This is a genomic window from Thermomonas paludicola, assembly GCF_024498955.1.
GTDB classification, from domain to species: Bacteria; Pseudomonadota; Gammaproteobacteria; order Xanthomonadales; family Xanthomonadaceae; genus Thermomonas; species Thermomonas paludicola.
This window is the reverse complement of the sequence record NZ_CP093311.1, coordinates 1,460,061-1,485,208: the sequence shown is the minus strand read 5'-3', so window position 1 is coordinate 1,485,208 and position 25,148 is coordinate 1,460,061. Positions and strand designations below refer to the sequence as shown.

Here is a 25,148-nt window from a genome sequence, read left to right as displayed (position 1 = left end):
GATGTCGTTTCCGTTCTAGCGGCAAAAAACCGTCGTTGGCATCATCGCGACAGTTTAACGCTGGAGCGCGAGATGAAGAAAACGATAATTCAGGGCCGCTTTTCGCACAAGCTGCGCAGCATGGCGATTTCAGGAAGGGTCGCAGCGAGTGTGCTGGTCCGGCGGGTGCTTGGCCGGCCGCTGGTTGCGGAATGGCCCATTCTGGTCGAATACGGAACATTGTATTTCCGTGCCCAGTTCAACCATGCTTTTCGCCTGAGCGACAATATCGCGGCCAGTCGAGCCTACTTCGACAGCGTCTATGCGTTGCTCGACACCTATCCCGATGTCGAGGTTCGGCCAACCGGCCCGGACGAGCCGCGTGGCCACTGGTTCCTGCCCAAGGTTCGCTGCCGTGACGCAACGCTCCTGCATTTCCATGGCGGCGGATACACCTTCTATGCCGGTGTCTCACATCATTTCGTCGCCTGCCTTGCCCATACCCTGGGCGTCGCGGTATTCGCCCCGGACTATCGATTGACGCCCGAGCACTCGCATCCCGCACAACTTGAGGATGGATTGGCGGCCTACCGCCATCTGCTTGAACGGGGCATTGATCCGGGAGCCATCGTACTCTGCGGAGATTCGGCCGGCGGTCACCTGGCCTTGATGACCTTGATCGGAGCGCACCAGGCTGGTTTGCCGAAACCAGCCCTGACGCTTGGTCTCAGCCCGTGGACCGATGTCGGGCGACGGGGCGAGAGCCAGTTCGGAAATGACCCCTACGACCTTGTTCAGGGCTACATGACCCTCCAGTTCGCCGCGTGGCTCAAGGGTGGCCAGCCCCTGAGCGATGCCGAATTGTCGCCAATCTGCCAAGACTTCACCGGTCTAGGGCCTATCTACTTGCAGGCAGGTGGCAAGGAAATCCTCGTCGACATGATCCGTGACTTTGCGAAAACGGTCGCTGGGCAAGGTGGCCAGGTGCGCCTGGACGTCTGGACACACATGAACCACGAATTCCACGCCTATGGAGACTATCTGCCGGAAAGCCGTGACGCGCTTGCCCGGTTGGGTGACGCCATCGACTGGGCACTCGGCAAGCCGAATCGGTTTGTCGCTGATGCCTGCACGGAATGCGATTGCCTAGCAGCCTGTCAAGGCGAAATGGCCCGCGCAACGGGCGTGCATCGAGATTGATGCGGCGCGTGTGCAGGGCGCGTGTAGGAACGCAAGAATCCGGAATTTTCACGAATTCCAATTCAGCGGCCAATGGGTTTCGTGAATGTCTTGAACGGAGGCGTCGCAGCGCTGCGGCACGACACGCAGGCAGTCACTGCCCGTGCCTGTCCGTGCAATCAGTGTCGCTGTCCTGCCGATGGGTGGCGCAGCGCCGGATGGTCGGCCTTGGGTTTGTCCATGTGGTAACCCTGCACCATGTCCACGCCCATTTCGCGCAGCATCAACAGGGTTCTGCCGTCTTCCACGAACTCGGCCACGGTCTGCTTGCCCATGCCGTGCGCCACTTCGATGATCGCGCGCACGAAGACCTGGTTGTCGATTTCCAGCGGCAGGTCGCGGATGAACATGCCGTCGATCTTGAGTACGTCGGCCTTCAGGTGCTTGAGGTAGGCAAAGGACGAGAAGCCGGTGCCGAAATCGTCCAGGCAGATGCTGCAGCCGGTGCGGCGCAATGCGGCGATGAAGCGCGCGGCATCGCCCATGTCGGACACCGCCGCGGTTTCGGTCAGCTCGACCAGCAGGCGCCTGGCTGCAACGTGCTGCTCCTGCAGTTGGCTGCTGATGAAGCCGGGCAGGTCGGGATCGTCGAACGAGCGACCCGAGATATTGATGGCGATGCCGGGCAGGTGCGGGTGTACGGCCAGCAGGCGGATGCTCTCGTGAATCACCCAGCGATCGATGTCCAGGATCTTGCCGCTCTTTTCCGCTTGGCCGATGAATTGCGCGGGCATGATCAGCTGCCCTGGGTTGGCTTCGTCTTCCATCCGGATCAGGGCTTCCAGGTGCGCCAGGTGGCCGTTCCCGGTGTGATAGACGCCCTGGAAGTGCAGGCGCAGCAGATTGTTGTCGAGCGCCCGCGCGATGCGGTCGTTCCACGCCAGGCGGCTTGCCATTTCCCTGGAAAGGTCCCGGTCCGGATGGTAGATGCTCCAGCGGTTCTTGCCGGCATGTTTGGCCATGTACATCGCCGTGTCCGCATGGGCGACCAACTCTTCCGCGTTGTTGGCGTGGCTGGGGAAGTGGGCGATGCCCAGGCTGGTGGTGAGGCGCATGCTCTGCGCCTGCACGGTCTGTGGCGTCTGCGCGATGTTGCGCACGATGCGATCGGCGAGATGTTGGGCATCGTCCAGGGTGGCGTGGGGCATGAATACGGCGAATTCGTCGCCACCGAGGCGGAACAGGGTGTCGGTATCCCGCACCAGTGGGCGCGCCTCGATGGCCACTTGATTGAGTACCGTATCGCCCGCGCGGTGCCCGAAGGTGTCGTTGATGTATTTGAATTCGTCGAGGTCGAAGAACAGCAGCGCCGCCTGACTGGGGGTGCGTTCGGCATCGTGGAAGAAGCGCGACAGCTCGTCTTCGAAGCGACGCCGGTTGTACAGGTCGGTCAGGGCGTCGTGTTCGGCCAGGCGCACCAACTGTGCGGCGACTTCACGTTCATGGGTCACGTCCTCCTGCACCCAGAGCCGGCCGATGTAGTGGCCGTGCGCGTCGTGTACCGGGTGCGAATGATGGGTGATGATGCGGCCGTCGCGCAGGCGGATTTCCAGCTGGAGAGGCTTGTCCCTGTTGGCGACGGAGTTGATGCGCTGTTCCGCAACCAGCTCCGGGTCCTGCATCAGGTGTTTCGCGGATTCCAGCCCCTCCAGGGTCGTCCGCCCCACAAGCGTGGTGCCTTCGGGGATTCCCCACATGGCGAGGAAGGCGGCATTGCAATAGATCACCTGGTCGTTGCTGCCGACCAGCAGGACGCTCAGCTTCATTGCACCCAGCAGCGCCAACAGGCGCGCGCGCTCTTCTTCCAGACGGGTCATGAAGCGGCGGCGCTCATCCACCTCGGTCTGCAACGCCCGCGCATGGGCGAACTGCATGGCCCGCTTCTGCACCAGTTCCTCCACCATTGCGTCGAACGCTTCGGCCAGATGGCCAAGTTCGTCGTCGCTCGCCATCGCGATGGGTTGGGGTTCGCCGCCTTGGCCAAGCTCATCCACCGCCTTGGTCAGCCGCTGCAGCGGTTGCGCAACCAGCGAACGCACCCGCCGCCGCAGCAGCCAGAGCGCGGGCAGCAGGCCCAGCGCACCCAGGCCGAACAAGGCGGCCAGGCCCCATGCCAGCAACAGGTTGACCCGCGCCTGCGGCAACAGGAGCACCTGATACCAGCCCGGTCCCTGGATCTTCGCCCACGCCACCCATTGGCTGCCGTCGGGCGTGCGTCCCGCGCCTTTGTCGGCGCCGCTGCGCTCGATCATCCGATGCACTTGCGTCAGCAGCGGATCGTTGAGCGTCGAAACCTTCAGCTGGCCGTTGGCAGCGGCGATGCGCTGACGCAGCTGCGGATGGGCGATCAGGTCGCCAGTTGCGCTGAGGATGAGCTGGGTGGCGGTGTCGTCGCTGCTTGCAGACACCTTGTCGAGCAGGGTCTGGATCGAGACGTCGTGCCCCACGGTACCCACCCACTGGCCTTGCCAATCCAGCGGTTTGATGACCGACACCATCCAGGTGTTGGCCTGTTTGTCCAGATACACGGGCGTCCAGAACACCTTGCGCAGCGGGTTGCGGCGTGGCTCGGAGCCTTGCATGGTGGGGTAGCCGGTGTTGGTGGCGCTGGCGTCCGCGCCGTTGCCCCAGTCGATGCCGGGGGAATACACCATCAGCCCGTCTTCCACGAAATCCATGTAGACGGAAAAAAACGGTGGCGCCAGCGCAGGCCCCTGTTCGCGCAGCAGGTCATAGGCCACCACCGCGCGCAGCCGGACGGATTCGCTCAGGCCCTGCGGTGTCTGGTGCAGGTACAGCGTGGGCGCGCTTTCCGCATTCACCAGTTCCGGGCGCAGCCGCCACAGGCCGTCCGGGCTGCGTGCAAACAGGGTGTCGAAACGCGCCAGCGTGGCCTCATGGTCGGTGCGGGCAAGCCGCCAAAGCAGTTCATGCTGCAGCCGCGCCACGCTGCGCTCGGCCTGCGGAAACAGGCCTTCGCTGGCGTTGGCGCGCAATTCGACGGTGTGCTGCGCCAGCATCGGCACGATCTTGTCGGCGGCCACCCGCATGGCCACATAGCCGGCAGCGGCAAGCAGCAGGAGCAGGGCCAGGAACAGGCCCCAGATGCTCAGGGACAGCCGATGAATCATCGATGCGCGCGACCGGGTGTGCAGCACGTGTTGTCCCTTCGAGGAGTGAAGCGCTGGACAGCCTGACGCGAGGGCAATCCCCTTGCGTTGAACTTCATACTAGACGCGCAGCCCATTCGCAACCGGTTCGAACGGCCTGCGCGCCATGGGGCGGCGCTCATCCAACGCCCATGCCGCTCAGTGAAATGGCAATGGCGTGCCGGTGCCGGCTGCGGGCGGCATGTAGAAGTCGTGCAGATACTTTTCGCCTTCATCGTCGAGGATGGTGACCACGGTTTTCAATTCCGGGAATTGCTGGCGGATGCGCTGCGCAGCCAGCAGGTGCGCGCCTGAGCTGGGGCCGCACAGCAGGCCGCGCGTCCTCGCCAGTTTGCGCATTTCTTCCACGGCATCCTCGCTGGAGACGTTGATGGTGCCGCCCACCAGCGCGCTGTGGCGGGCGAAGATGCCGGGGATGAAGCCGTCGGAAATGCCCTCGATCTGGTGCAGCGCCACTTCGCCGCACAGGATGGTGCGCGATTCGGACGGTTCCATCGCGAACAGGCGGACGTCGGGATTGGCTGCGCGCAATGCCTGGCCAACGCCGATCAGCGTGCCGCCAGTGCCCACGCCATGCACGAAGGCGTCGGGGACGCAGCCGGCGGGAAGCTGCGCCAGTATTTCCGGGCCCAGCAGCTCGCGGTTTTCATCCACGTTCCATTCGTTTTCGAACTGGCCCGGGAAGAAGAAGCCGGGCTGGCGGCCAAGCTCGCGTGCCCGCTCCAGCGCGGCATTGACGTGGAAGTTGCCGCAGAACAGCACCTCGGCGCCGTAGGCGCGGGAAATGGCGACGCGCTCGCTGGACAGCCCTTCGGGCATCACCACCAGCATGCGGTAACCCTTGACCGCGGCCACCATCGAGAACGCATTGCCGGTATTGCCGCTGGTGGCTTCCACGATGGTGTCGCCGGGCTTGAGCAGGCCGGCCTGTTCCGCGCGTTCGACGATGTAGTGCGCGATGCGCGCCTTTATCGAGCCCGACGGGTTGAGGAACTCGCATTTGGCAAAGACGCCGTCGATCTCCAGCAGCGGGGTGTCGCCGATGGCGTCGAGGATGTTGGTGGACACGGTGGGGTAGCGGGTGGACATGGCGGGCTCCTGATCGGATGACCGCAGTCTGTGCCTGCCCGTGGCGTGATCCCCATGATGCAGGTCAACGCAGGCGCGAAAACGGAAAACGCCCCGGCAGGGGCGCTTTGCTCACGGCTGCCGGGCGTGTGCCACGGCAATGGCCATCGAGTCAACGATGGCGATAGGTAATTCGACCCTTGGTCAGATCGTAGGGGGTCATTTCGATCTTGACCCGGTCGCCGGTGAGGATGCGGATGTAGTTCTTGCGCATGCGGCCGGAGATGTGGGCGATGATTTCGTGGCCGTTCTCCAGTTTCACCCGAAACATGGTGTTCGGAAGGGTTTCGGAGATCGTACCTTCGAATTCGATGACGTCGTCTTTCGCCATGGGTCCTGACTTGTGCCGTTGTAGCCGGGCGCTAGGCCCGAAAGTCCGGAATTATGCCACGGAAGCCTGGCATTCGCAAAAAACCCGTTAAATCAACAGTGCAGGGCGTGGCCCTGGCCTTCCTGCTGCATCCGGAAATGGCCGGGTCTGAAGGGGTCAGCTGCGCTCCAGCCCGCTGGCCGGCCACGTGCCGAAGCGCTGCGTCCAACTGCCGGCTTCCGCAGGCAGGTCGCGCAGGTCGGCCAGCGCCGCCTGGTAGTCGTCCCGACTCCAGCACGCCACGCCCAGCCGTCGTGTGTGCGGATTCGGGATTTGCGCGTCGATCAGCGGCCAGCCCCAGTCCCGCAGGCGCCGGGCCAGGATCGCCAGCGCAAGTGACGACGCGCCGGATTCGGCGGAATACATGCTGTCGCCGCAAAATACGTGCCCGAACGACAGCCCCAGCAGACCGCCGATCAGGCGTTCGCCGTCGAATACCTCGATGCTGTGGGCATGGCCAAGCTGGTGCAGTTCCCGATATGCCGCGCGCATCCCCGCAGTGATCCACGTGCCGCCCGCGTGCCCGGCACGGGGCGCGGCGCAGCCGGCAACCACGCGCGCGAAGGCGGTGTCCGCGCGCACGTGCCAGCCGCTGTTGCGCAGCCGTCGGCGCAGCCGATCCGGCAGGTGCACCCCGTCGGTGCGGAAGACCGCCCGCTGCGCCGGGCTCCACCACAGGATCGGCTGGCCGTCGGAAAACCACGGAAAAATGCCGTTGCGATAGGCAGTGAGAAAGCGCGTGGGCGACAGGTCGCCGCCCACCGCCAGCAGTCCGTCGGGATCGGTCAGCGCCTGTTCCACGGCGGGGAACGGCGCCTCGGGCGCATCATCCAGTCGGCAGATCAGCGGGTGCATGGCAGCAGGGTAGGGGCGATGCCAGAAGATGGCGCAGCGCCGGCATCCCGGTCAATGCATCAGCTTGCCGAGGATGGCGGCGCCGGAGATCCACACGCCCACCGCGCTGCCGAGGTTGGTCAGCAGGAACACCAGCACCACCCGGCACACGCGATTGCGGTACCAGCCACCCAGCGTCTGCGCGTCGTCGCGCAGCGCCAGGAAGTCCGGATAGGCGGGCTTGCGCAGGTGGACTTCCGCCAGCGCGCTGAACATGCCCGGCGGCAAGCCTGGCCGGAACGGCTTCAGCGGCGCGGCAACCGCGGCGGCAAGAATGCTGAGTACATGCCCGCGCGCCAGCAGCGCACCCAGTGCCGCCAGGCCGCCGGTCCAGGCGAACCACTGCAGCAGCAGGTCGCGGCCGAGATCGCGGCCGCCGTGGAAATAGCCCCAGCCGATGCCGCCGGCAATCAGCGCCATCAAGGTCAGGGTGATCCACGGGATGTTGCGTTTCTTGGCGACGTGCGTGAGCTGGGTGGTCGCCGCGTCCGGCAGGCGCTGGTCGTCGGCCAGGTAGGCCGCCATGCCTTTCAGGTGGCCAGCGCCGATCACTGCCAGCACGCGCTTGGCGCCGTCGCCGCGTTCGCGCAACTTGGCTGCCATGTACTGGTCGCGTTCGTCGATCAGGCTGGCGTACAGCGAAGGCGTGTCGCGCGCAAAATCGCCGAAGCTGGATTCCAGCATGTCGCCTTCTTTCAGGCGTTCGATGTCGTCTTCCGAGACCTCGTCGCTGGCAAACAAGCCCGCCCCGACGCTGCTGATCAGCTTCATCCGATCCCACCAACGCAAGCCTTGCAGGATGCGGCGGAAGGTGATGCCCACGTCGCGGTCGATCAGCTGCATCGACAGGCCGCGCGCCACGGCTTCGGTCGCGGCCGTCTTCAATTCGGCGCCGGGCTCGATCCCCAACTGCTCGGCAAGCCGGCGCTGGTAGGCCGCCAATGCCAGGTTGGCGGCGAACGGGGCGACCTTGCGCTCGCGGATCACCTTGACCAGATCCAGCTGCGCCAGTGAATCCGGCTGGGTCAGCGCCTTGTGGCGCTGCTCGTCCAGCTCCACCGCCACCGCATCGAAGCGGCCGCTGTCGATCGCGGCGCGCACCGCCTCGATACTGGTCCTGGAGACGTGGGCGGTGCCGAGCAGGGTGTAGTGGACGCCGTCGCGTTCGACTTCGACGACGGGTTGGCCCGCGTACCCGGCGCTTGCCGGCGTGGACGGGTCAATCACGGTAACGCTTCGCCAAATCGCCGTAGGCGTCGATGCGGCGGTCGCGCAGGAATGGCCAGATCCGCCGCACGTGTTCGCTGCGCTGCATGTCCACCTCGGCCAGCAGCAGGGTAGGGTCGGTGGCGGCCTCGGCGACGAACTCGCCCTGCGGCCCCAGCACGTGGCTGTTGCCCCAGAAGTCGATGCCGGACGCGCCCAGCGGCGACGCTTCGTGGCCGACGCGGTTGCAGCTGAGCACCGGCAATCCGTTCGCCACGGCGTGGCCGCGATGGCTCAGGATCCAGGCATCGCGCTGGCGGGTTTTTTCGTCTTGGGCGTCGTCAGGATCCCAGCCGATGGCGGTGGGATACAGCAGCAGTTCGGCGCCAGCCAGCGCCATCAGGCGCGCTGCTTCCGGGTACCACTGGTCCCAGCACACCAGCACGCCGAGCTTGCCGACGCTGGTGTCGATTGGGTTGAAACCAAGGTCGCCGGGGGTGAAGTAGAACTTCTCGTAGAAGCCGGGGTCGTCCGGGATGTGCATCTTGCGGTATTTGCCGGCGATGCTGCCGTCGGCATCGAAGACCACCGCGGTGTTGTGGTACAGGCCGGCGGCGCGCTTCTCGAACAGCGAGCTGACCAGCACCACGCCATGCTGTTTTGCCAGCATCGACAGGCGCGCAGTCGAAGGGCCGGGAATCGGTTCGGCCAGGTCGAATTCGCAGACCGCTTCGTGCTGGCAGAAATACGCGCCGTTGTGCAGTTCCTGCAGCAGGACGAGTTTCGCGCCGGACTGCGCCGCCTCGGCCACGCGCGATTCGATGACCGCGAGGTTGGCCTCAGCGTCGCCGTGGTTGCGCTCCTGCACCAGCGCGACGGGAAGCTTGCTGTACCTGGACATCAGACCAGACCCTCCGGCAATTGCATGGTGATGCAGTGCAGGCTGCCGTTCTGCCAGATCAGCGGGCGGCAGGGCACTTGCACGATCTCGCGGCCGGGGAAGGCCTGCGCCAGCACGACGGCTGCGGCATTGTCGGCCGCGTCGCCGTAAGCCGGCATCAACACCGCGCCGTTGACGATCAGGAAGTTGGCGTAGCTCGCCGCCAGCCGCCGGCCTTCGTCGAGCACGGGCTGCGCCCACGGCAGCGGGAACAGCCGGTAGGGCTTGCCGTCGCGGGTGCGCAGCGCGGCGAGTTCTTCCGCCATCGCCTTGAGCCCCGGATGGTGCGAATCGGTGGCGTCGTCACAGGCCTGGAACACGATGGCATCGCCCGGCGCGAAGCGGGCGAGGGTGTCGATATGGGCGTCGGTGTCGTCGCCCTCCAGGGCGCCGTGGTCGAGCCACAACACCCGCTCCTGATGCAGGCAGTCCGACAGCGTCGCGCTGAGTTCCTCGCGGCTGGCTTCGGGGTGGCGCTCGTGCAGGCAGGTCCAGGTGGTCAGCAGGGTGCCAGTGCCGTCGGTTTCGATGGCGCCGCCTTCCAGCGCGAAATCGATGCGCTGGCGGACCGCGTTGCCGAACAGCCCCTGCGCGGCCAGCGTCTCCACCAGCCGGTCGTCGCGTCCGGCCTCGAACTTGCCGCCCCAGGCGGTGAAGCGGAAATCCAGCAGGCGGAAGCCGCCATTCTCGCGCAGCGTGATCGGGCCGCTGTCGCGCAGCCAGGTGTCGTCGTAGCTCGCGGGCACGAAGCGCACGCGCTCCATGTTCACCCGGTTCGAGCGCAGGCGAATATCGGCGTAGGTTTCCACGTCATCGTCGGCCACGCAGATGAGCACGGGCTGGAAGCGGGTGATCGCCGCCACCAGCGCAATATAGGTCTCTTCGACGCTGCCCAGGCGTTCGGCCCAGTCCGTGTCGGCATGCGGCCACGCGATCAGGATCGCCGCCTGGGGTTCCCACTCGGCGGGGAAGCGCACGGAATGTTCGGGCATTGGTCAGCGGGTTGCGGGCTTCGGGCCGATCTCGTCGGGGCTGGCCTTGTTGGCCACCGCGTCGATCACCCGGTTGTGCTCGAAATACACGGTGAAGGTGGGGTACACCCAGCGGTTGATCGTGGGCCAGGCGTGCTTCTGGCCGCCGCGCGGATCGAGCCGTTCCGAGGGCGCGCCGAATTTCGCCTGGACCTGCGCGGTGCTCATCCCGCGGGTAGGGACATTGGTCGGCGATTCCTGCACGCGCTCGATCAACAGGGTGTCGCCTGCACAGGCAATGCCCGAGGCGCTGGCGAGTGCGGCGAGGAGAAGGCTGCGGGACAGAAGATTCATGGCGATACTCCCGGATCGGGCGACGGAAGCCTTGGATTCTATGCCGGATTGCCGGCGCGGGGGACAGGCCGCAATGACAAAGGCCGCACGCGGCGGCCTTTGTCTGTGCGTTCCGGGGGCTGGCGCGCGGCCAGTCCGGGGATCAGCGCTGGCGCGCCTTGAAACGCGGGTTGGACTTGCAGATCACGAAGACCTTGCCACGACGGCGAACCACCTTGCAGTCGCGGTGACGGGCCTTCGCCGACTTCAGGGAGGACAGGACCTTCATGATGAAACCTCGGCAAAAAGAATGATGGAGAAACGCGAAGCCGCACATTCTAGCGGGTATTCGGCTGCTGGATCAACAGGTTGCCCCGTCGTCGTTCGCTTTGGCCGGCAAGTGGGGCGGAATCGGCGGCATGCCCGCATAATCACGGGATGGATACTGCCGCCCCCGTTCTCACCATCGATGGCCCGTCCGGCTCCGGCAAGGGCACCATCAGCCGCATCGTTGCCCAGCGCCTGGGCTGGCACTACCTCGACTCCGGCGCGTTGTACCGGGCGGTGGGCATTGCCGCCGGCTGGTCCGACATCGACCTGTCCGACGCCTCCGCGCTGGTGCGCTGCACCTTCGATACCGACATCGGCTTCCGTGACACGCCGTCCGGCGAGCCGCGCGTGATCGTGAACGGCGTGGATGCAACGGACGAGTTGCGCACCGAAACGGCGGGTTCGGCGGCCTCGGCCATTGCGGCCATCCCCGAAGTGCGCGCGGCACTGAAAGATCGCCAGCGGGCCTGCCGCCTGCTGCCCGGGCTGGTGGCCGACGGTCGCGACATGGGGACGGTGATCTTCCCGGACGCCCCGTTCAAGGTGTTTTTGACCGCCAGCGCCGATGAGCGTGCCGAAAGACGCTATAAGCAGTTGAAGGACAAGGGTGTTTCCGTCACAATGGATGGTCTGCTACGCGAGATTCTCGCCCGCGATGCCCGCGATGCCAGTCGCACGGTGGCGCCGCTGCGGCCGGCCGATGACGCCGTCCACATCGACACCACCGGCCTGGCGATCGATCTGGTGGTCGCGCAGGTGCTGGATGTCGTGTCCCGCCCCACGCCGTAAGGCGGGCGCGTTTCTTTCGTTGCAGAACCGCACCGTGGGCGCATCCGTGCCCGCGGTTTTCCTTCATCCACACATGGCCGCGCGCGATTTCGTGCAAACGCCAACCCCAAGGTGGGCAGCTCCGTCAGTGCGGGCTGCCTGTGTATCCACCCGAGATTTCACATGAATTCCGTAGCTACCGAATCCTTCGCCGAACTGTTTGAAGCCAGCCAGGCCAATTGGGCCAAGATCAAGCCCGGCGCCATCGTCAAGGGCATCGTGGTCGCCGTGACCAACGACGTCGTGGTCATCAACGCCGGCCTGAAGTCCGAAGGCATCGTCCCGATCGAGCAGTTCCGCAACGACGCAGGTGAAATCGACGTCGGCGTTGGCGACGAGGTCAAGGTTGCCCTTGATTCGCTGGAAAACGGCTTTGGCGAAACCGTGCTGTCGCGCGAGAAGGCCAAGCGCGCCATGGTGTGGGACGAGCTGGAAGAGGCGCTGGAAGCCAATGCCACCATCGTCGGTCGCATCAGCGGCAAGGTGAAGGGCGGCTTCACCGTCGATATCAAGGACGTCCGCGCATTCCTGCCCGGTTCGCTGGTCGATGTGCGCCCGGTGCGCGACCCGGTGTACCTGGAAGGCAAGGAGCTGGAGTTCAAGCTCATCAAGCTGGACCGCAAGCGCAACAACGTGGTCGTCTCCCGCCGCGCGGTGGTCGAGACCGAGCATTCGGAAGAGCGCGAGCAGCTGCTCGAGAAGCTGGTCGAGGGCGCCGTGCTGAAGGGCGTGGTCAAGAACCTGACCGACTACGGCGCGTTCGTCGACCTCGGCGGCATCGACGGCCTGCTGCATATCACCGACATGGCCTGGAAGCGCGTGCGCCATCCGTCCGAAGTCGTTGAAGTCGGCCAGGAACTCGATGTGCGCGTGCTCAAGTACGACAAGGAGCGCAACCGCGTGTCGCTGGGCCTGAAGCAGATGGGCGAGGATCCGTGGGACAACATCGCGCGTCGCTATCCGTCCAACTGCCGCGTGTTCGGCAAGGTCAGCAACGTCACCGATTACGGCGCATTCGTCGAGATCGAGCCGGGCGTGGAAGGGCTGGTGCACGTCTCCGAAATGGACTGGACCAACAAGAACGTCAACCCGGCCAAGGTGGTGCAGGTCGGTGACGAGGTCGAAGTCATGGTGCTGGACGTGGATGAAGAGCGTCGCCGCATCTCGCTGGGCATCAAGCAGGTCACCAGCAATCCGTGGGAAACCTTCGCCGCCATCCACAAGAAGGGCGACAAGGTGTCCGGCCAGATCAAGTCGATCACCGATTTCGGCATCTTCATCGGCCTGGACGGCGGCATCGACGGCCTGATCCACCTGTCCGACATCAGCTGGAACTCCACCGGCGAAGAAGTTGCCCGCAATTACAAGAAGGGCGACACCCTGGAAGCGGTGGTGCTGGCGGTCGATCCGGAACGCGAGCGCATTTCGCTGGGCGTCAAGCAGATGGAACAGGACCCGATGGGCCAGTTCATGGCGACCCATCCGAAGGGCACCAAGGTCACCGGCAGCGTCAAGGAAGTGGACGCCAAGGGCGCCACCATCGACCTGGGCGATGGCGTGGAAGGCTACGTGATGGCGCGCGACATCTCCGAAGATCGCGTGGACGATGCCAGCCAGGTGCTGAAGGTCGGTCAGCAGGTCGAGGCCAAGTTCGTGGGCATGGACCGCAAGGGCCGCAGCCTGCAGTTGTCGATCAAGGGCAAGGACGATGCGGAAACCGCGGAAGCCTTCGCCGAGTACAACAAGGCCCACGCCGACGCTGCCAGCGGCACCACCAAGCTGGGTGCGCTGTTGCGCGAACAGCTGAACAACAAGGCCGACTGATCCATCCGGCATCCGGCGCACGGCGGTCTGGCTTCGGCCAGGCCGTCGTCGCCGCGTCGCGACTTCGCACGACATGACCAAATCCGAACTCATCGAACTGCTCGCACACCGCCAGCCGCACCTCAAGTCGGACGATGTCGACATGGCGGTGAAGGCGTTGCTGCAAATGATGGGCGGTTCGCTGGCGTCCGGCGAGCGGATCGAGATCCGTGGATTCGGCAGTTTTTCCCTGCATTACCGGCCACCGCGTACCGGCCGCAACCCCAAGACCGGCGACGCCGTTGCGCTGCCCGGCAAATATGTGCCGCACTTCAAGCCCGGCAAGGAACTGCGCGAACGGGTCACCGGCGTGTTGCCGCTGCCCGTGCAAGACTGAACCGGATCATTGGCAACCGTGCCGGGGCTGATCGCACGCGCCCGAGTCCGTTAAGCTTGTCGCCAATTCCGCATTGCAAATACCTTCCGTGGTTCGATTGATTCGACTTCTGGCCGCCATTGCCTGCCTGTTGCTGGGGGCTGTGGTGGGCGTGCTCAACACCCAGTCGGTGCTGCTTGACCTCGGGTTTGCCGTGCTGCGCGGCAGTCTTGGGTTGTGCGTGCTGCTCGCCTTGTTGCTGGGCGTGCTGGTAGGCGGAACGACCCTTGCCGTGGGCGTCGTGGCGCCGCTGCGTCGCCGGCTGCGGCGCGCCGAATCGGCGGCACGTGCGGCAAAACCCCCGGCAGGAGCCTGAACGATGGATTGGCTTGACCAGTGGATGTGGTTCGTCATTTTCGTGCCGTCGGCGGCGCTGGCCGGCTGGGTGATCGGTCGTCGCGGCGGCGAACAGCACAGCGGGCACCGGGTCAGCAAGCTCTCCACGACCTATTTCCGCGGGTTGAATTACCTGCTGAACGAGCAGCCGGACAAGGCGATCGAGCTGTTCCTGCACATCGCCGAGCTGGACAAGGACACGTTTGAAACCCAGGTCGCGCTGGGGCATCTGTTCCGCCGTCGCGGCGAGGTGGATCGCGCCATCCGCCTGCATCAGGCACTCGCACTGCGCAGCGACCTCAGCGATACGCAGAAGGTGCAGGCGCTGTCTGCGCTGGGTGAGGACTACATGCGTGCGGGCCTGCTGGATCGCGCCGAGACGGTGTTCAACGATCTGGCGCAACTGGATCAGCGCACGCCGCTGGCGCACAAGCATTTGATCGCCATTTACCAGTCCGAGCGCGACTGGGAAAAGGCCATCCACAATGCCGGCCGCTACGAGCAGCTCACCGGCGAAACCATGGGAAAGCTGATCGGGCAGTTCGAATGCGAGCTGGCGGACCGGCATCGCGCCAATGGCGAGGCTGAGCCCGCGCGTGCAGCAATTGCGCGCGCCTATGCCGCAGACCCGAGTGCGGTGCGCGCGGGCATCATCGAGGGGCGCCTGGAGGCCGAGGCCGGCAACCCGCAGGGCGCGATCCGTGCCCTTGAACGGGCGGCGCGGCACGATCCGGATTACTTGCCGGTGATCCTGCCCGCGTTGCTGGAAAATTATGCCCGGGTGGGTGAGCGCTCCGGCGCGCGCGCGTTCCTCAGCGAAATGTGCGAGCACTATCGCGGCATTTCGCCGGTGCTTGCGCTGGCCAAGATGATCGAAGTGGAAGACGGCGTTGGCGCGGCCCGCAGTTTCCTCGCGCAGCAGCTCAAGGATCGCCCGTCGGTGCGCGGCGAGGCTGCGCTGATCGACTTGAGCCTGGCGGATGGGGCCGAGCCCACCTCGACCCTGCAGGATCTCAAGCTCATTACCGACCAGCTGCTGGTGCGCAACCCCAGCTATCGCTGCAACCGTTGCGGCTTTGGCGCGCGCAGTCACCACTGGCAGTGCCCGAGCTGCAAGGAGTGGGGCACGGTGAAGCCGCTGTTGAACTATGCGGTGGTCTAGGCGCGAGACGGGTGGCGTGCAAGTCGCCGCGCCTGCGAGGCTTGCGGCACTCGTCTTCGCGCTGGCGAGCCTCGACCTGGCCGCATCGTTGCGGCTGCGGCATGGGCGCGCCTGAGTGAGCCGCTGGGCTGATCGCCTGCACCACCGGTTACCGCGCTTGGCGGTGATTGCGCATGACCTGGTGATGGTGTGGGTGTGCTGGCAGGGCTTGCACTACCTGCGCTTCTCGATGCAGGCATCGTCGCAGGGACTGGCGCCGCTGTCGGGGACCGTGGCCATCGTGCTGGTGGCGCAGGGGCTGGTGTCGTGGCGGGTTGGGCTGTATCGCGGATTATGGCGGTTTGCCAGCGTTCCCGACCTGCTGAATATCGTCAAGGCCAGCCTGTTGGGGCTATTGGCGCTGGTGGTCGGGTTGTTCTTCTACAGCCGGCTTGAACAGGTCTCGCGCGCGGCGCTGCTGCTGTATCCGTTCGTGTTGACCTGCCTGATGGGGATGCCCCGGCTGCTGGTTCGCGCATGGAAGGATCAACGGCGGCGACAGGCTGCGGAAGGCGCCGAGCGGGTCCTGATCCTTGGCGCAGGCCATTCCGGCGAGGCGCTGCTGCGCGACCTGCGCCGCAGCGGGCGGTATGCGCCAATCGGGTTCCTCGACGATGCCGCAGCGCTGCGCGGTGCCCGCCTGCTGGGCCTGCCGGTATTGGGCACGATCGAGCACGTGGCGCGAATTGCGCGGGAAACCGATGCGCAGCTGCTGGTCATCGCGATGCCTTCGCTGGATGGACCGTCGCTGCGACGGGTGATCGGACACTGCGAGGACAGCGGGTTGCCGTTCCGCACGGTACCGAAGCTGGCCGATATCCTGGAAGGGCGCCAGCAGGCGGGCCAGTTGAAAGAAGTGGCGATCGAGGATTTGCTGGGACGCCAGCCGCACGCCACCGACTGGAACGCCGTCCGCCGCTGGCTGGCTGCGCGCTCGGTTTTGGTGACGGGCGCCGGCGGCTCCATTGGTTCGGAATTGTGCCGGCAATGCGCGCGCCACGGCGTGCGGCGGCTGGTGTTGATCGAACTTGATGAGTTGGCGCTGGTGACCATCGAGGCGCGGCTGCGTGCGGATTTCCCCGGCATCCACTGCATCCCCGTGCTTGGCGACTGCGGCGACCCGGCGGTGATTGCCCATGCCTTGCGGCTTGGTGGCGCGGACGCGGTGTTCCATGCAGCCGCCTACAAGCAGGTGCCGCTGTTGCAAGGGCAACTGCGTGAGGCAGTGCGCAACAACGTGCTTGCCACCGACATCGTGGCGCGCGCAAGCCGCGCGGCGGGCGTGGGCACCTTCGTGCTGATTTCCACCGACAAGGCCGTGGATCCGGTGAACGTGCTGGGCGCGACCAAGCGGCTGTCGGAACTCGCGTGCCAAGCGCTGGCGGACTCGCAATCCACGCGCATGGTGACGGTGCGTTTCGGCAACGTGCTGGATTCGGCGGGCAGCGTGGTGCCGCTGTTTCGCGAGCAGATCCGGCGTGGCGGGCCGGTGACGGTGACCGACCCCGAGGTCACGCGTTACTTCATGACCATCCCGGAAGCCTGCCTGCTGATCCTGCAGGCGGCCTCGATGGGCGAGCAACAGGCGATTTACACGCTGGACATGGGCGAACCGGTGTCGATCGAGCTGCTGGCCGAGCACATGATTCGTCTCGCCGGAAAGCGCCCGCGCACGGAGGTGGCGATCGAGTACATCGGCCTGCGCCCCGGCGAACGGCTGCACGAAACCCTGTTCCATCCGGACGAGCGCTACAGCCGGACGCAGCACCCCGGGATCCTGCAGGCCATGCCGCACGTAGCGGCGGCGGAGCAGGTGGAGCTGGCGCTGCAGCGGCTGCGGGCCGGCGTGCGCGACTACGACCTGACCGCACTGGAGTGCGCGCTGCGCGACGCGGTGTCGCAGTTCGCCGCGGCTGCCGAGGAGGGCAAGGTGCAGCCGGTCAATGTGGTCGCGTTTCCCGGCAAGCAGACGCGCTTCCATTAAACTTCCCGCATGACTCCTGCACACAACCCACAGCGCATTCGCACGGCGGTGTTCCCGGTCGCCGGCCTCGGCACCCGTTTCCTGCCCGCCACCAAGACCGTTCCCAAGGAGATGCTGCCGATCATCGATCGGCCGCTGATCCAGTACGCGGTGGATGAGGCCATTGCCGCCGGGTGCGACACCCTGGTCTTCGTCACCAACCGCTACAAGCATGCGGTGGCCGATTATTTCGACAAGGCGTACGAACTCGAACAGAAGCTGGAAAAGGCCGGCAAGACCGAGCAGTTGGCGTTGATCCGCAATGTGCTGCCAGATGGCGTTCGTGCGGTGTTCGTGACCCAGGCCGAGGCGTTGGGGCTGGGTCATGCGGTGCTGTGCGCCAGGCCCGTGGTGGGCGATGCGCCGTTCGCGGTGCTGTTGCCGGATGATTTGATCTGGAGCCGTGGTGATGGTGCGCTCAAGCAGATGGCAGACCATGCGCAGCACAGTGGCGGCAGCGTGGTGGCCGTGCAGGACGTGCCGCACGAGCAAACCGCGAGCTATGGCATCGTCGCCACCGCGGCGTTCGATGGGCAGTCGGGCCGGATTCACCAGATCGTCGAAAAACCGGATCCGGACGTGGCCCCCAGCAATCTTGCCGTGGTCGGGCGCTACATCCTGACTCCGTCGATCTTCGATTTGCTCGAACGCACGCCGAAGGGTGCCGGCGGCGAGATCCAGCTGACCGACGCCATCGCTGCCCTGCTGGACAGCGAGCGCGTGGATGCGTTCCGTTTCCATGGCACGCGCTTTGATTGCGGCACCCACATCGGCTTGATCGAAGCCACCATCCGCTACGCGCTGGACAATGAAAAACTCAGTGACGCCGCACGCAGCCTGATGCGCAACGCGCTTGACGAGATGGGCGTCGTGGAGAGCTGAGCGGCCGCGGCGACGCCGCCTGCCAGGGCGAACGTCGCCGCGCGTGCCGGCCGGGCGTTACCCGGCCTGTTTGCCCGCCAGCTGCCGCAGCACGTACTGCAACACGCCGCCATGGCGGAAGTACTCCACCTCCTTGGGCGTCAGCAGCAGCACGCTGGCGCTGAACGTCTTGCTGGCGCCATTGGCAGCGGTGGCGGTGACGGTGGCGGTCTTCGCCGCGCCGTCGGCCAGCCCGGTGATGGCGTAGGTTTCGGTGCCGTCCAGTCCTAGCGAGGTGGCGTTCTGGCCATCGACGAATTGCAGCGGCAGCACGCCCATTCCGACCAGGTTGGAGCGGTGGATGCGTTCGAAGCTTTCGGCAATCACCGCCTTGACCCCCAGCAGCAGCGTGCCCTTGGCCGCCCAGTCGCGGCTGGAGCCGGTGCCGTATTCCTTGCCGGCGATGACGATCAGCGGGGTGCCGTCGGTCTTGTATTTTTCGGCGGCATCGAAGATGGCCATCTTTTCCGGTGGCTGCGCGCCGAAGTACAGGGTGTTGCCCCCTTCCTCGCCGCCGAAGAAGAGATTCTTGATGCGGATGTTGGCGAAGGTGCCGCGCACCATCACGTCATCGTTGCCGCGGCGCGAGCCGTAGCTGTTGAAGTCGCCCGGCAGGACGCCGCGCGCCTGCAGGTAGCGGCCAGCCGGCGAGTCCTTCTTGATGCTGCCGGCCGGGGAGATGTGGTCGGTGGTGATGGAGTCGCCGAACAGGCCCAGCACGCGTGCGCCATGGATGTCGGCGATGGTGCCGACGTGCATGGTCATGCCGTCGAAGTAGGGCGGATTCTTGATATAGGTCGATGCCGCATCCCAGACATACAGCTGGCCGTCGGGCGAAGTGATTGCGTTCCAGCGCGCGTCACCCTTGAACACGTCGGCGTAGTTGGCCTTGAACATCTCCGGGCCCACGGTGGCCAGAATGGTGTCTGCGATGTCCTTGTTGGTGGGCCAGATGTCCTTCAGGTACACGGGTTGCCCATCGGTGCCCGTTCCCAGCGGCTCGCAGGTCAGGTCAACCTCGGTGCTGCCGGCCAGCGCGTAGGCCACCACCAGCGGCGGGCTGGCCAGGTAGTTCATCTTCACTTCGGCGTGGATGCGGCCCTCGAAGTTGCGGTTGCCAGACAGCACCGCCGCCACGCACAAATCCCCCGCGGCAATGCCTGCGCTGACTTCCACCGGCAGCGGGCCGGAGTTGCCGATGCAGGTGGTGCAGCCATAGCCAACGGTGTAGAACCCGATTTTCTCCAGCGCATCCAGCAGCCCGGCCTTTTGCAGGTAGTCGGTCACCACCCGCGATCCGGGGGCCAGCGAGGTCTTGACCCACGGCTTGCGGGTCAGCCCGCGTGCGGCGGCGTTGCGTGCCAGCAGGCCCGCGCCCAGCATCACGGCCGGGTTGGAGGTGTTGGTACACGAGGTGATGGCGGCGATCACCACCGCGCCATCCTTGAGCCGATGCTGGGCGCCGCCGATCTGGATGTCGGCATGGCCCTTGCCATGCTGTTCATTGCCGACCGCCGCGCCGCCGCCTTCGGCGATGAAGTTGGACACCTCTTCGTTGCGCTGGTCGCGGCTGCGGGTGAGCTGGGTGATGGCCGTGCGGCTGGCGGTTTGCATGTCGGTCAGCAGCACGCGGTCCTGCGGGCGCTTGGGGCCGGCCAGCGAGGGCTGTACCGTGGCCATGTCCAGTTCCAGGGTGGAGCTGTAGCGCGCTTCCGGCATTCCTGGCGCATGCCACAGGCCCTGGGCTTTGGCATAGGCCTCCACCAGCGCGATTTTGTCTTCGCTGCGCCCGGACAGGCGCAGATAATTCAGTGATTCGGCGTCGATCGGGAAGATCGCGCAGGTGGCCCCGTATTCGGGCGACATGTTGCCGATGGTGGCGCGTTCGGCCAGCGGCAGGTGCTGAAGACCGGTGCCGAAAAACTCCACGAACTTGCCGACCACGCCGTGCTTGCGCAGCATATCGGTGACGGTGAGCACCAGGTCGGTGGCGGTGGCGCCTTCCGGCAGCTGGCCGCTCAGTTTGAAGCCCACCACCTGCGGGATGAGCATGGAGGCAGGTTGGCCCAGCATCGCCGCTTCGGCCTCGATGCCGCCCACGCCCCAGCCAAGAATGCCCAAGCCATTCACCATGGTGGTGTGGCTGTCGGTGCCGAACAACGTGTCGGGGAAGGCCCACAGCTGGCCCTCGATCTCGCGCCGCACCACCACCCGCGCCAGGTATTCCAGATTCACCTGGTGGACGATGCCGGTATTGGGCGGCACCACCTTGAAATTGCCGAATGCCTTTTGCCCCCAGCGCAGGAAGCCGTAGCGTTCGGTGTTGCGCTCGAATTCGAAGCGGCCGTTGATATCCAGCGCATCAGGGCGGGCGAAGGCATCCACCTGCACGGAATGGTCGATGACCAGCTCGGACGGGATTTGCGGATTGATCTGCTCGGGCCGGCCGCCCAGCTTCACCACTGCGTCGCGCATCGCCGCCAGATCCACCACGCAGGGTACCCCGGTGAAGTCCTGGAGGATGACCCGCGCCGGCATGAAGGCGATTTCGGTGTCGGGCTCCGCCAGCGGGTTCCAGCTCGCCAGTGCTTCGATATGCGCCGGGTGTACGCTGACCCCGTCCTCGTGGCGCAGCAGGTTTTCCAGCAGGATCTTCAGCGAATAGGGCAGACGGGTGAGATCGAAGCGCTGGCCCAGCACCGGCAGACTGTGGAAAGCGTAGTCGGTGCCGTTAACGTGGAGGTTGGATTGGGTAGCGAAGGAATTGCGCATGGACGGGCTCCTGGTCCGCAAGGGGGATGCCGTCGCGAGGGGACGGCTATCGATCATTGTGCGGTTTCGATGTTAAATCGGATTGAGCGTCGATGACGGGAAAGGCATTGATCAATCGAATGTTCGGGCTTGCAGCCATGTTGCTGGCGTCGCTTGCCGCCAGTTTGCCGGTGGCAGCGCAGGTGTCGCAGCCCGCGAGCAGCGGAATCCCGTGGGCGTGGGCATGGATCGGGCTGCTGCTGGTGCTGGTGGCGGGTATCGCCGCGGGCTGGATGAGCGGTGCGGGTGAGCGGCGCGAATCGCTCCGGCTGGGAATTCAGCTGGACGAATGCAGCGCCGAGCTGCAACGGCAGGCGCGCCAGCTGTTGGCCGCCAGTCGCGAACGGGATGAATTTGCGGCGCAGCTGGAGCAGCAGTCGCTGGAATTCGCGCGGCAGGCGCACGAGGACGGCTTGACCGCGCTGCCCAACGGGCGCGCCTTCGATGAGCACCTGGCGCAGAATTTCTCGCGTTCCAAGCGCCACGGCCAGCCGTTGAGCCTGCTGCTGCTGGATCTCGACCACCTTCGGCAAATCAACGAAAGCTGGTCGCATGCGATGGGCGACGGGGTGTTGATCGAAACAGCCAAATTGCTGCGCGCGGTCAGCCGGACGTCGGACTTGCCGGCAAGATTGGGCGGGGATTTGTTTGCGCTGGTGCTGACGGACACGAACCAGGAAGGCGCCTGGACGCTCAGCCAACGCCTGCATTCCGCGTTCGCCCGCCACGGGCAGTGGTATTCGGGTGACGTGGGCCCCAATTACGTCACCTTCAGCGCGGGCCTGGTGACCCTGGGCAATCAGGATGAAGCCCCGGCGCAGCTGTTCCAGCGCGCCGACCGGGCGCTGTACCTGGCCAAGCATGCAGGCGGTGCACGCACCACCCTGGGGTAGGCAACTGCGGTGGTTCGGGTGCCCGTTGGTCACGAAAGTATGCATGAAAAAGTATGTATAATCGTGGCCTACCTCTCTCCCGGACAGGTGCCATGGAAGCCACCGTTGCCGAACGCGGCCAGATCACCCTGCCGAAGGCGGTGCGCGATGCGCTGGGGCTGACCAAAGGCAGCGTGCTGAAGGTGGAGCTGGACGGCGGCCGCATCGTGCTGAGCAAGCATGTGGATGACGCCATTTCCAGGGTGCGCGGCAAATTCGCGCTGGATGCGCCCGCGGGCGGCAAGGGCGCAGCCTCGTGATCGCGGTGGATGCCCCGGTGCTGATCGAGTTGCTGAGCAATGGCGCGCGGGCCGATGCGGCGGAAGCCTGCCTGCGCCAGTCGCTGGGCGCAGGCCGCGTGGTGGTCTGCGATGCCGCGCTGGCGCTGGTCTCCGGTGCGTTGCGCAACGGTGCCGAAGCGCTGGGCGCGCTGGAGGAAATGGGCGTGCATTACAGCGCGGTGGAAGCCAAATCCGCGCTGCGCGCGGGCGAGATGCAGCGCCGCCAGCGTCAACGCGCGGGTGAGCATCGCCCGATTTCCGAGTTCCTGATCGGCGCACATGCCTTGCTGCAATGCGATGCACTGATCACCTTTGACGCCGACTTTTACCGCGATTACTTCAAGGGCCTGAAGTTGATCGTTCCGAAACACTGAGGCTCTCTTTCCCACCCGTTGCACACGCAAGGACACCCCCATGCTGGACGCCTATCGTCAACACGCCGCCGAACGCGCCGCCCTCGGCATCCCGCCGCTGCCGCTGACCGCGCAGCAGACCGCCGATGTCATCGAATTGTTGAAGAACCCGCCTGCGGGCGATGCGGACTTCCTGCTCGATCTCATCACCCACCGCGTGCCGGCCGGCGTGGACGATGCCGCCAAGGTCAAGGCCAGCTACCTGGCCGCGCTGGCGTTTGGCAGCGAAACCAACGCGCTGGTTTCGCGTGCGCGCGCCACCGAGCTGCTGGGCACCATGCTGGGCGGCTACAACGTGGCGCCGCTGGTGCAGTTGCTGGACGATGCCGAGTTGGGCGCCATTGCCGCCAACGGCTTGAAGCACACGCTGCTGGTGTTCGACGCCTTCCACGACGTGGAAGAGAAGGCCAAGGCCGGCAACGCCAATGCGCAGGCCGTGCTGCAGAGCTGGGCCGACGCCGAATGGTTCACCAGCAAGCCGGAAGTGCCGGCGTCGCTCACCGTCACCGTGTTCAAGGTGCCGGGCGAAACCAATACCGATGATCTCTCGCCCGCGCCGGATGCCACCACCCGCCCGGACATCCCCATGCATGCGCTGGCGATGCTGAAAAACAAGCGCCCGGACGCCGCGTTCGTGCCGGAGGAAGATGGCAAGCGCGGCCCGGTGCAGGAAATCCTGTCACTGAAGGACAAGGGCCATCTGGTCGCCTATGTCGGCGACGTGGTGGGTACCGGCTCCAGCCGCAAATCCGCGACCAACAGCGTGCTGTGGTGGACGGGTGAGGACATTCCGTTCATCCCCAACAAGCGCTTTGGCGGCGTGTGCCTGGGCAGCAAGATCGCGCCGATCTTCTACAACACGATGGAAGACGCCGGCGCGTTGCCGATCGAGCTGGACGTGGCGAAGATGGAGCATGGCGATGTCATCGAGCTGCGTCCGTATGACGGCAAGGCGCTCAAGAATGGCGAAGTGATTGCCGAGTTCGAGCTGAAGTCGGACGTGCTGTTTGACGAAGTGCGCGCCGGCGGCCGCATCCCGCTGATCATCGGCCGCGGCCTGACCGCCAAGGCGCGCGAGGCGCTGGGACTGCCGGCCACCGACCTGTTCCGCCTGCCGGTGGTGCCGCCGGATACCGGCAAGGGCTTCACCCTCGCGCAGAAGCTCGTCGGCCGCGCCTGCGGCCTGGCGGAAGGCAAGGGCATGCGCCCGGGCACCTACTGCGAGCCGAAGATGACCTCGGTGGGCAGCCAGGACACCACCGGCCCGATGACCCGCGACGAGTTGAAGGACCTTGCCTGCCTGGGCTTCAGCGCCGACCTGGTGATGCAGTCGTTCTGCCACACCGCCGCGTATCCGAAGCCGGTCGATGTGAAGACCCACCACACCCTGCCGGAGTTCATCTCCACCCGTGGCGGCATTTCGCTGCGCCCGGGCGACGGCATCATCCACAGTTGGCTCAACCGCATGCTGCTGCCCGATACCGTTGGCACCGGCGGCGACAGCCACACCCGTTTCCCGATCGGCATCAGCTTCCCGGCCGGCTCCGGCCTGGTGGCGTTCGCCGCGGCCACCGGCGTGATGCCGCTGGACATGCCGGAATCGGTGCTGGTGCGCTTCAAGGGCAAGCTGCAGCCGGGCGTCACCCTGCGTGACCTGGTCCACGCGATCCCGCTGTACGCCATCAAGGCGGGTCTGCTGACCGTGGAGAAGAAGGGCAAGAAGAACATCTTCTCCGGCCGCATCCTGGAAATCGAAGGCTTGCCCGAGTTGAAGATCGAGCAAGCGTTCGAACTTGCCGATGCGTCGGCGGAGCGTTCCGCGGCCGGCTGCACGGTCAAGCTCGACAAGGAACCGATCGTGGAGTACATCAACAGCAATATCGTGCTGTTGAAGAACATGATCGCGCAGGGCTACCAGGACGCGCGCGCGCTGGCGCGCCGGATCAAGAAGATGGAGGCCTGGCTGGCGGATCCGCAACTGCTGGAAGCGGATGCCGATGCCGAATACGCGGCGGTGATCGAGATCGATCTGGCCGATATCGTCGAGCCCATCGTGTGCTGCCCGAACGACCCGGATGACGCCAGGACCTTGTCCGACGTGGCCGGCAGTCACATCGACGAAGTCTTCATCGGCAGCTGCATGACCAACATCGGCCATTTCCGCGCTGCTGCCAAATTGCTGGAAGGCAAGCGCGACCTGCCCACGCGTTTGTGGATTGCGCCGCCGACCAAGATGGACGAAGCGGAGCTGACCAAGGAAGGCCATTACGCGACCTTCGGCACCGCCGGCGCGCGCACCGAAATGCCGGGTTGCTCGCTGTGCATGGGCAACCAGGCGCAGATCCGCGAAGGTTCCACCGCAATGTCCACCAGCACCCGCAACTTCCCCAACCGCCTGGGCCGCAACACCAATGTCTATCTGGGCTCGGCGGAACTGGCGGCGATCTGCGCGCGGCTGGGGCGCATCCCGACGCGTGCCGAATACCTGGCCGACGTGGGCGTGATCAGCGAGAAGAGCGACGAAATCTACCGCTACATGAACTTTGACCGGATCGGCGAATACAAGGACGTGGCCGCGACCGTGGCGGCCTGATTTTCACCGA

At 65.5% G+C, this 25,148-nt stretch carries 22 protein-coding genes; 12 read left to right on the top strand and 10 right to left on the bottom strand.

Annotation, left to right across the window (positions count from 1 at the left end):
• The first annotated feature begins 72 nt into the window (after positions 1-72).
• Complete coding sequence (locus tag LIW09_RS06900; RefSeq protein ID WP_256644922.1) at positions 73-1,179, top strand: alpha/beta hydrolase; 1,107 nt, start codon at positions 73-75, stop codon at positions 1,177-1,179.
• 158 nt (positions 1,180-1,337) lie between these two features.
• Here the strand turns inward: LIW09_RS06900 and LIW09_RS06895 are convergent, their stop codons facing one another.
• The 9 genes from LIW09_RS06895 to ykgO form a co-directional block, all read right to left on the bottom strand.
• Entirely contained in the window at positions 1,338-4,376 is a 3,039-nt protein-coding gene (locus LIW09_RS06895; protein ID WP_256644921.1) for a bifunctional diguanylate cyclase/phosphodiesterase, read from the bottom strand.
• Positions 4,377-4,526: 150 nt separating this feature from the next.
• Positions 4,527-5,477, bottom strand: a complete 951-nt coding sequence (locus tag LIW09_RS06890) for a PLP-dependent cysteine synthase family protein (RefSeq protein ID WP_256644920.1) — start codon at positions 5,475-5,477, stop codon at positions 4,527-4,529.
• A gap of 151 nt (positions 5,478-5,628) precedes the next feature.
• The gene (infA, locus tag LIW09_RS06885) at positions 5,629-5,847 is read right to left on the bottom strand and encodes a translation initiation factor IF-1 (protein WP_256644919.1); all 219 of its coding nucleotides are present in this window, start codon (positions 5,845-5,847) and stop codon (positions 5,629-5,631) included.
• Between the two features lie 156 nt (positions 5,848-6,003).
• Positions 6,004-6,741 (bottom strand): leucyl/phenylalanyl-tRNA--protein transferase, encoded by a 738-nt coding sequence (aat, locus tag LIW09_RS06880; RefSeq protein WP_256644918.1) that lies wholly within the window; start codon positions 6,739-6,741, stop codon positions 6,004-6,006.
• Positions 6,742-6,792: 51 nt separating this feature from the next.
• Positions 6,793-8,007 carry a TraB/GumN family protein gene (locus LIW09_RS06875; protein ID WP_256644917.1) on the bottom strand — a complete coding sequence of 405 codons (1,215 nt, stop codon included), beginning with the start codon at positions 8,005-8,007 and terminating at the stop codon, positions 6,793-6,795.
• On the bottom strand, positions 8,000-8,887 hold the full coding sequence (locus tag LIW09_RS06870; protein WP_256644916.1) for a carbon-nitrogen hydrolase: 888 nt from the start codon (positions 8,885-8,887) through the stop codon (positions 8,000-8,002). The genes LIW09_RS06875 and LIW09_RS06870 overlap by 8 nt, the downstream gene beginning before the upstream one ends.
• Positions 8,887-9,918 (bottom strand): agmatine deiminase family protein, encoded by a 1,032-nt coding sequence (locus tag LIW09_RS06865; RefSeq protein WP_256644915.1) that lies wholly within the window; start codon positions 9,916-9,918, stop codon positions 8,887-8,889. The genes LIW09_RS06870 and LIW09_RS06865 overlap by 1 nt, the downstream gene beginning before the upstream one ends.
• 3 nt (positions 9,919-9,921) lie before the next feature.
• Positions 9,922-10,251, bottom strand: coding sequence for a hypothetical protein (locus LIW09_RS06860; protein ID WP_256644914.1), 330 nt, complete (start codon positions 10,249-10,251; stop codon positions 9,922-9,924).
• A 142-nt stretch (positions 10,252-10,393) separates the two neighbouring features.
• Entirely contained in the window at positions 10,394-10,519 is a 126-nt protein-coding gene (ykgO, locus tag LIW09_RS06855; protein WP_010342887.1) for a type B 50S ribosomal protein L36, read from the bottom strand.
• 149 nt (positions 10,520-10,668) lie between these two features.
• Here ykgO and cmk point away from each other — a divergent pair, with 149 nt between their 5' ends.
• The 7 genes from cmk (at position 10,669) to galU (ending at position 18,069) form a co-directional block, all read left to right on the top strand.
• The gene (gene cmk, locus LIW09_RS06850) at positions 10,669-11,349 is read left to right on the top strand and encodes a (d)CMP kinase (RefSeq protein WP_256644913.1); all 681 of its coding nucleotides are present in this window, start codon (positions 10,669-10,671) and stop codon (positions 11,347-11,349) included.
• 162 nt (positions 11,350-11,511) lie between these two features.
• Positions 11,512-13,212 carry a 30S ribosomal protein S1 gene (rpsA, locus tag LIW09_RS06845; protein WP_256644912.1) on the top strand — a complete coding sequence of 567 codons (1,701 nt, stop codon included), beginning with the start codon at positions 11,512-11,514 and terminating at the stop codon, positions 13,210-13,212.
• Between the two features lie 73 nt (positions 13,213-13,285).
• Positions 13,286-13,588 carry an integration host factor subunit beta gene (locus LIW09_RS06840; protein ID WP_256644911.1) on the top strand — a complete coding sequence of 101 codons (303 nt, stop codon included), beginning with the start codon at positions 13,286-13,288 and terminating at the stop codon, positions 13,586-13,588.
• Positions 13,589-13,676: 88 nt separating this feature from the next.
• Positions 13,677-13,943, top strand: a complete 267-nt coding sequence (locus LIW09_RS06835; RefSeq protein WP_256644910.1) for a lipopolysaccharide assembly protein LapA domain-containing protein — start codon at positions 13,677-13,679, stop codon at positions 13,941-13,943.
• Between the two features lie 3 nt (positions 13,944-13,946).
• Positions 13,947-15,125, top strand: a complete 1,179-nt coding sequence (gene lapB, locus LIW09_RS06830; protein ID WP_256644909.1) for a lipopolysaccharide assembly protein LapB — start codon at positions 13,947-13,949, stop codon at positions 15,123-15,125.
• Positions 15,126-15,309: 184 nt separating this feature from the next.
• Complete coding sequence (locus LIW09_RS06825; protein ID WP_256647175.1) at positions 15,310-17,148, top strand: polysaccharide biosynthesis protein; 1,839 nt, start codon at positions 15,310-15,312, stop codon at positions 17,146-17,148.
• A gap of 9 nt (positions 17,149-17,157) precedes the next feature.
• The gene (gene galU / locus LIW09_RS06820; RefSeq protein ID WP_256644908.1) at positions 17,158-18,069 is read left to right on the top strand and encodes a UTP--glucose-1-phosphate uridylyltransferase GalU; all 912 of its coding nucleotides are present in this window, start codon (positions 17,158-17,160) and stop codon (positions 18,067-18,069) included.
• 57 nt (positions 18,070-18,126) lie between these two features.
• On the opposite strand, the gene acnA is transcribed toward galU, so the two are convergent.
• Entirely contained in the window at positions 18,127-20,880 is a 2,754-nt protein-coding gene (gene acnA, locus LIW09_RS06815) for an aconitate hydratase AcnA (protein WP_256644907.1), read from the bottom strand.
• A gap of 119 nt (positions 20,881-20,999) precedes the next feature.
• On the opposite strand from acnA, the gene LIW09_RS06810 reads away from it, so the two are divergent.
• From LIW09_RS06810 to acnB, 4 genes are all read left to right on the top strand, one after another.
• Positions 21,000-21,812 carry a GGDEF domain-containing protein gene (locus tag LIW09_RS06810; protein ID WP_256644906.1) on the top strand — a complete coding sequence of 271 codons (813 nt, stop codon included), beginning with the start codon at positions 21,000-21,002 and terminating at the stop codon, positions 21,810-21,812.
• 92 nt (positions 21,813-21,904) lie between these two features.
• Positions 21,905-22,111 (top strand): AbrB/MazE/SpoVT family DNA-binding domain-containing protein, encoded by a 207-nt coding sequence (locus tag LIW09_RS06805; protein WP_256644905.1) that lies wholly within the window; start codon positions 21,905-21,907, stop codon positions 22,109-22,111.
• The gene (locus LIW09_RS06800; RefSeq protein WP_256644904.1) at positions 22,108-22,506 is read left to right on the top strand and encodes a type II toxin-antitoxin system VapC family toxin; all 399 of its coding nucleotides are present in this window, start codon (positions 22,108-22,110) and stop codon (positions 22,504-22,506) included. Before LIW09_RS06805 ends, LIW09_RS06800 begins: the two co-directional genes overlap by 4 nt.
• Before the next feature lie 40 nt (positions 22,507-22,546).
• On the top strand, positions 22,547-25,138 hold the full coding sequence (gene acnB / locus LIW09_RS06795) for a bifunctional aconitate hydratase 2/2-methylisocitrate dehydratase (RefSeq protein ID WP_256644903.1): 2,592 nt from the start codon (positions 22,547-22,549) through the stop codon (positions 25,136-25,138).
• Positions 25,139-25,148: the final 10 nt, after the last annotated feature.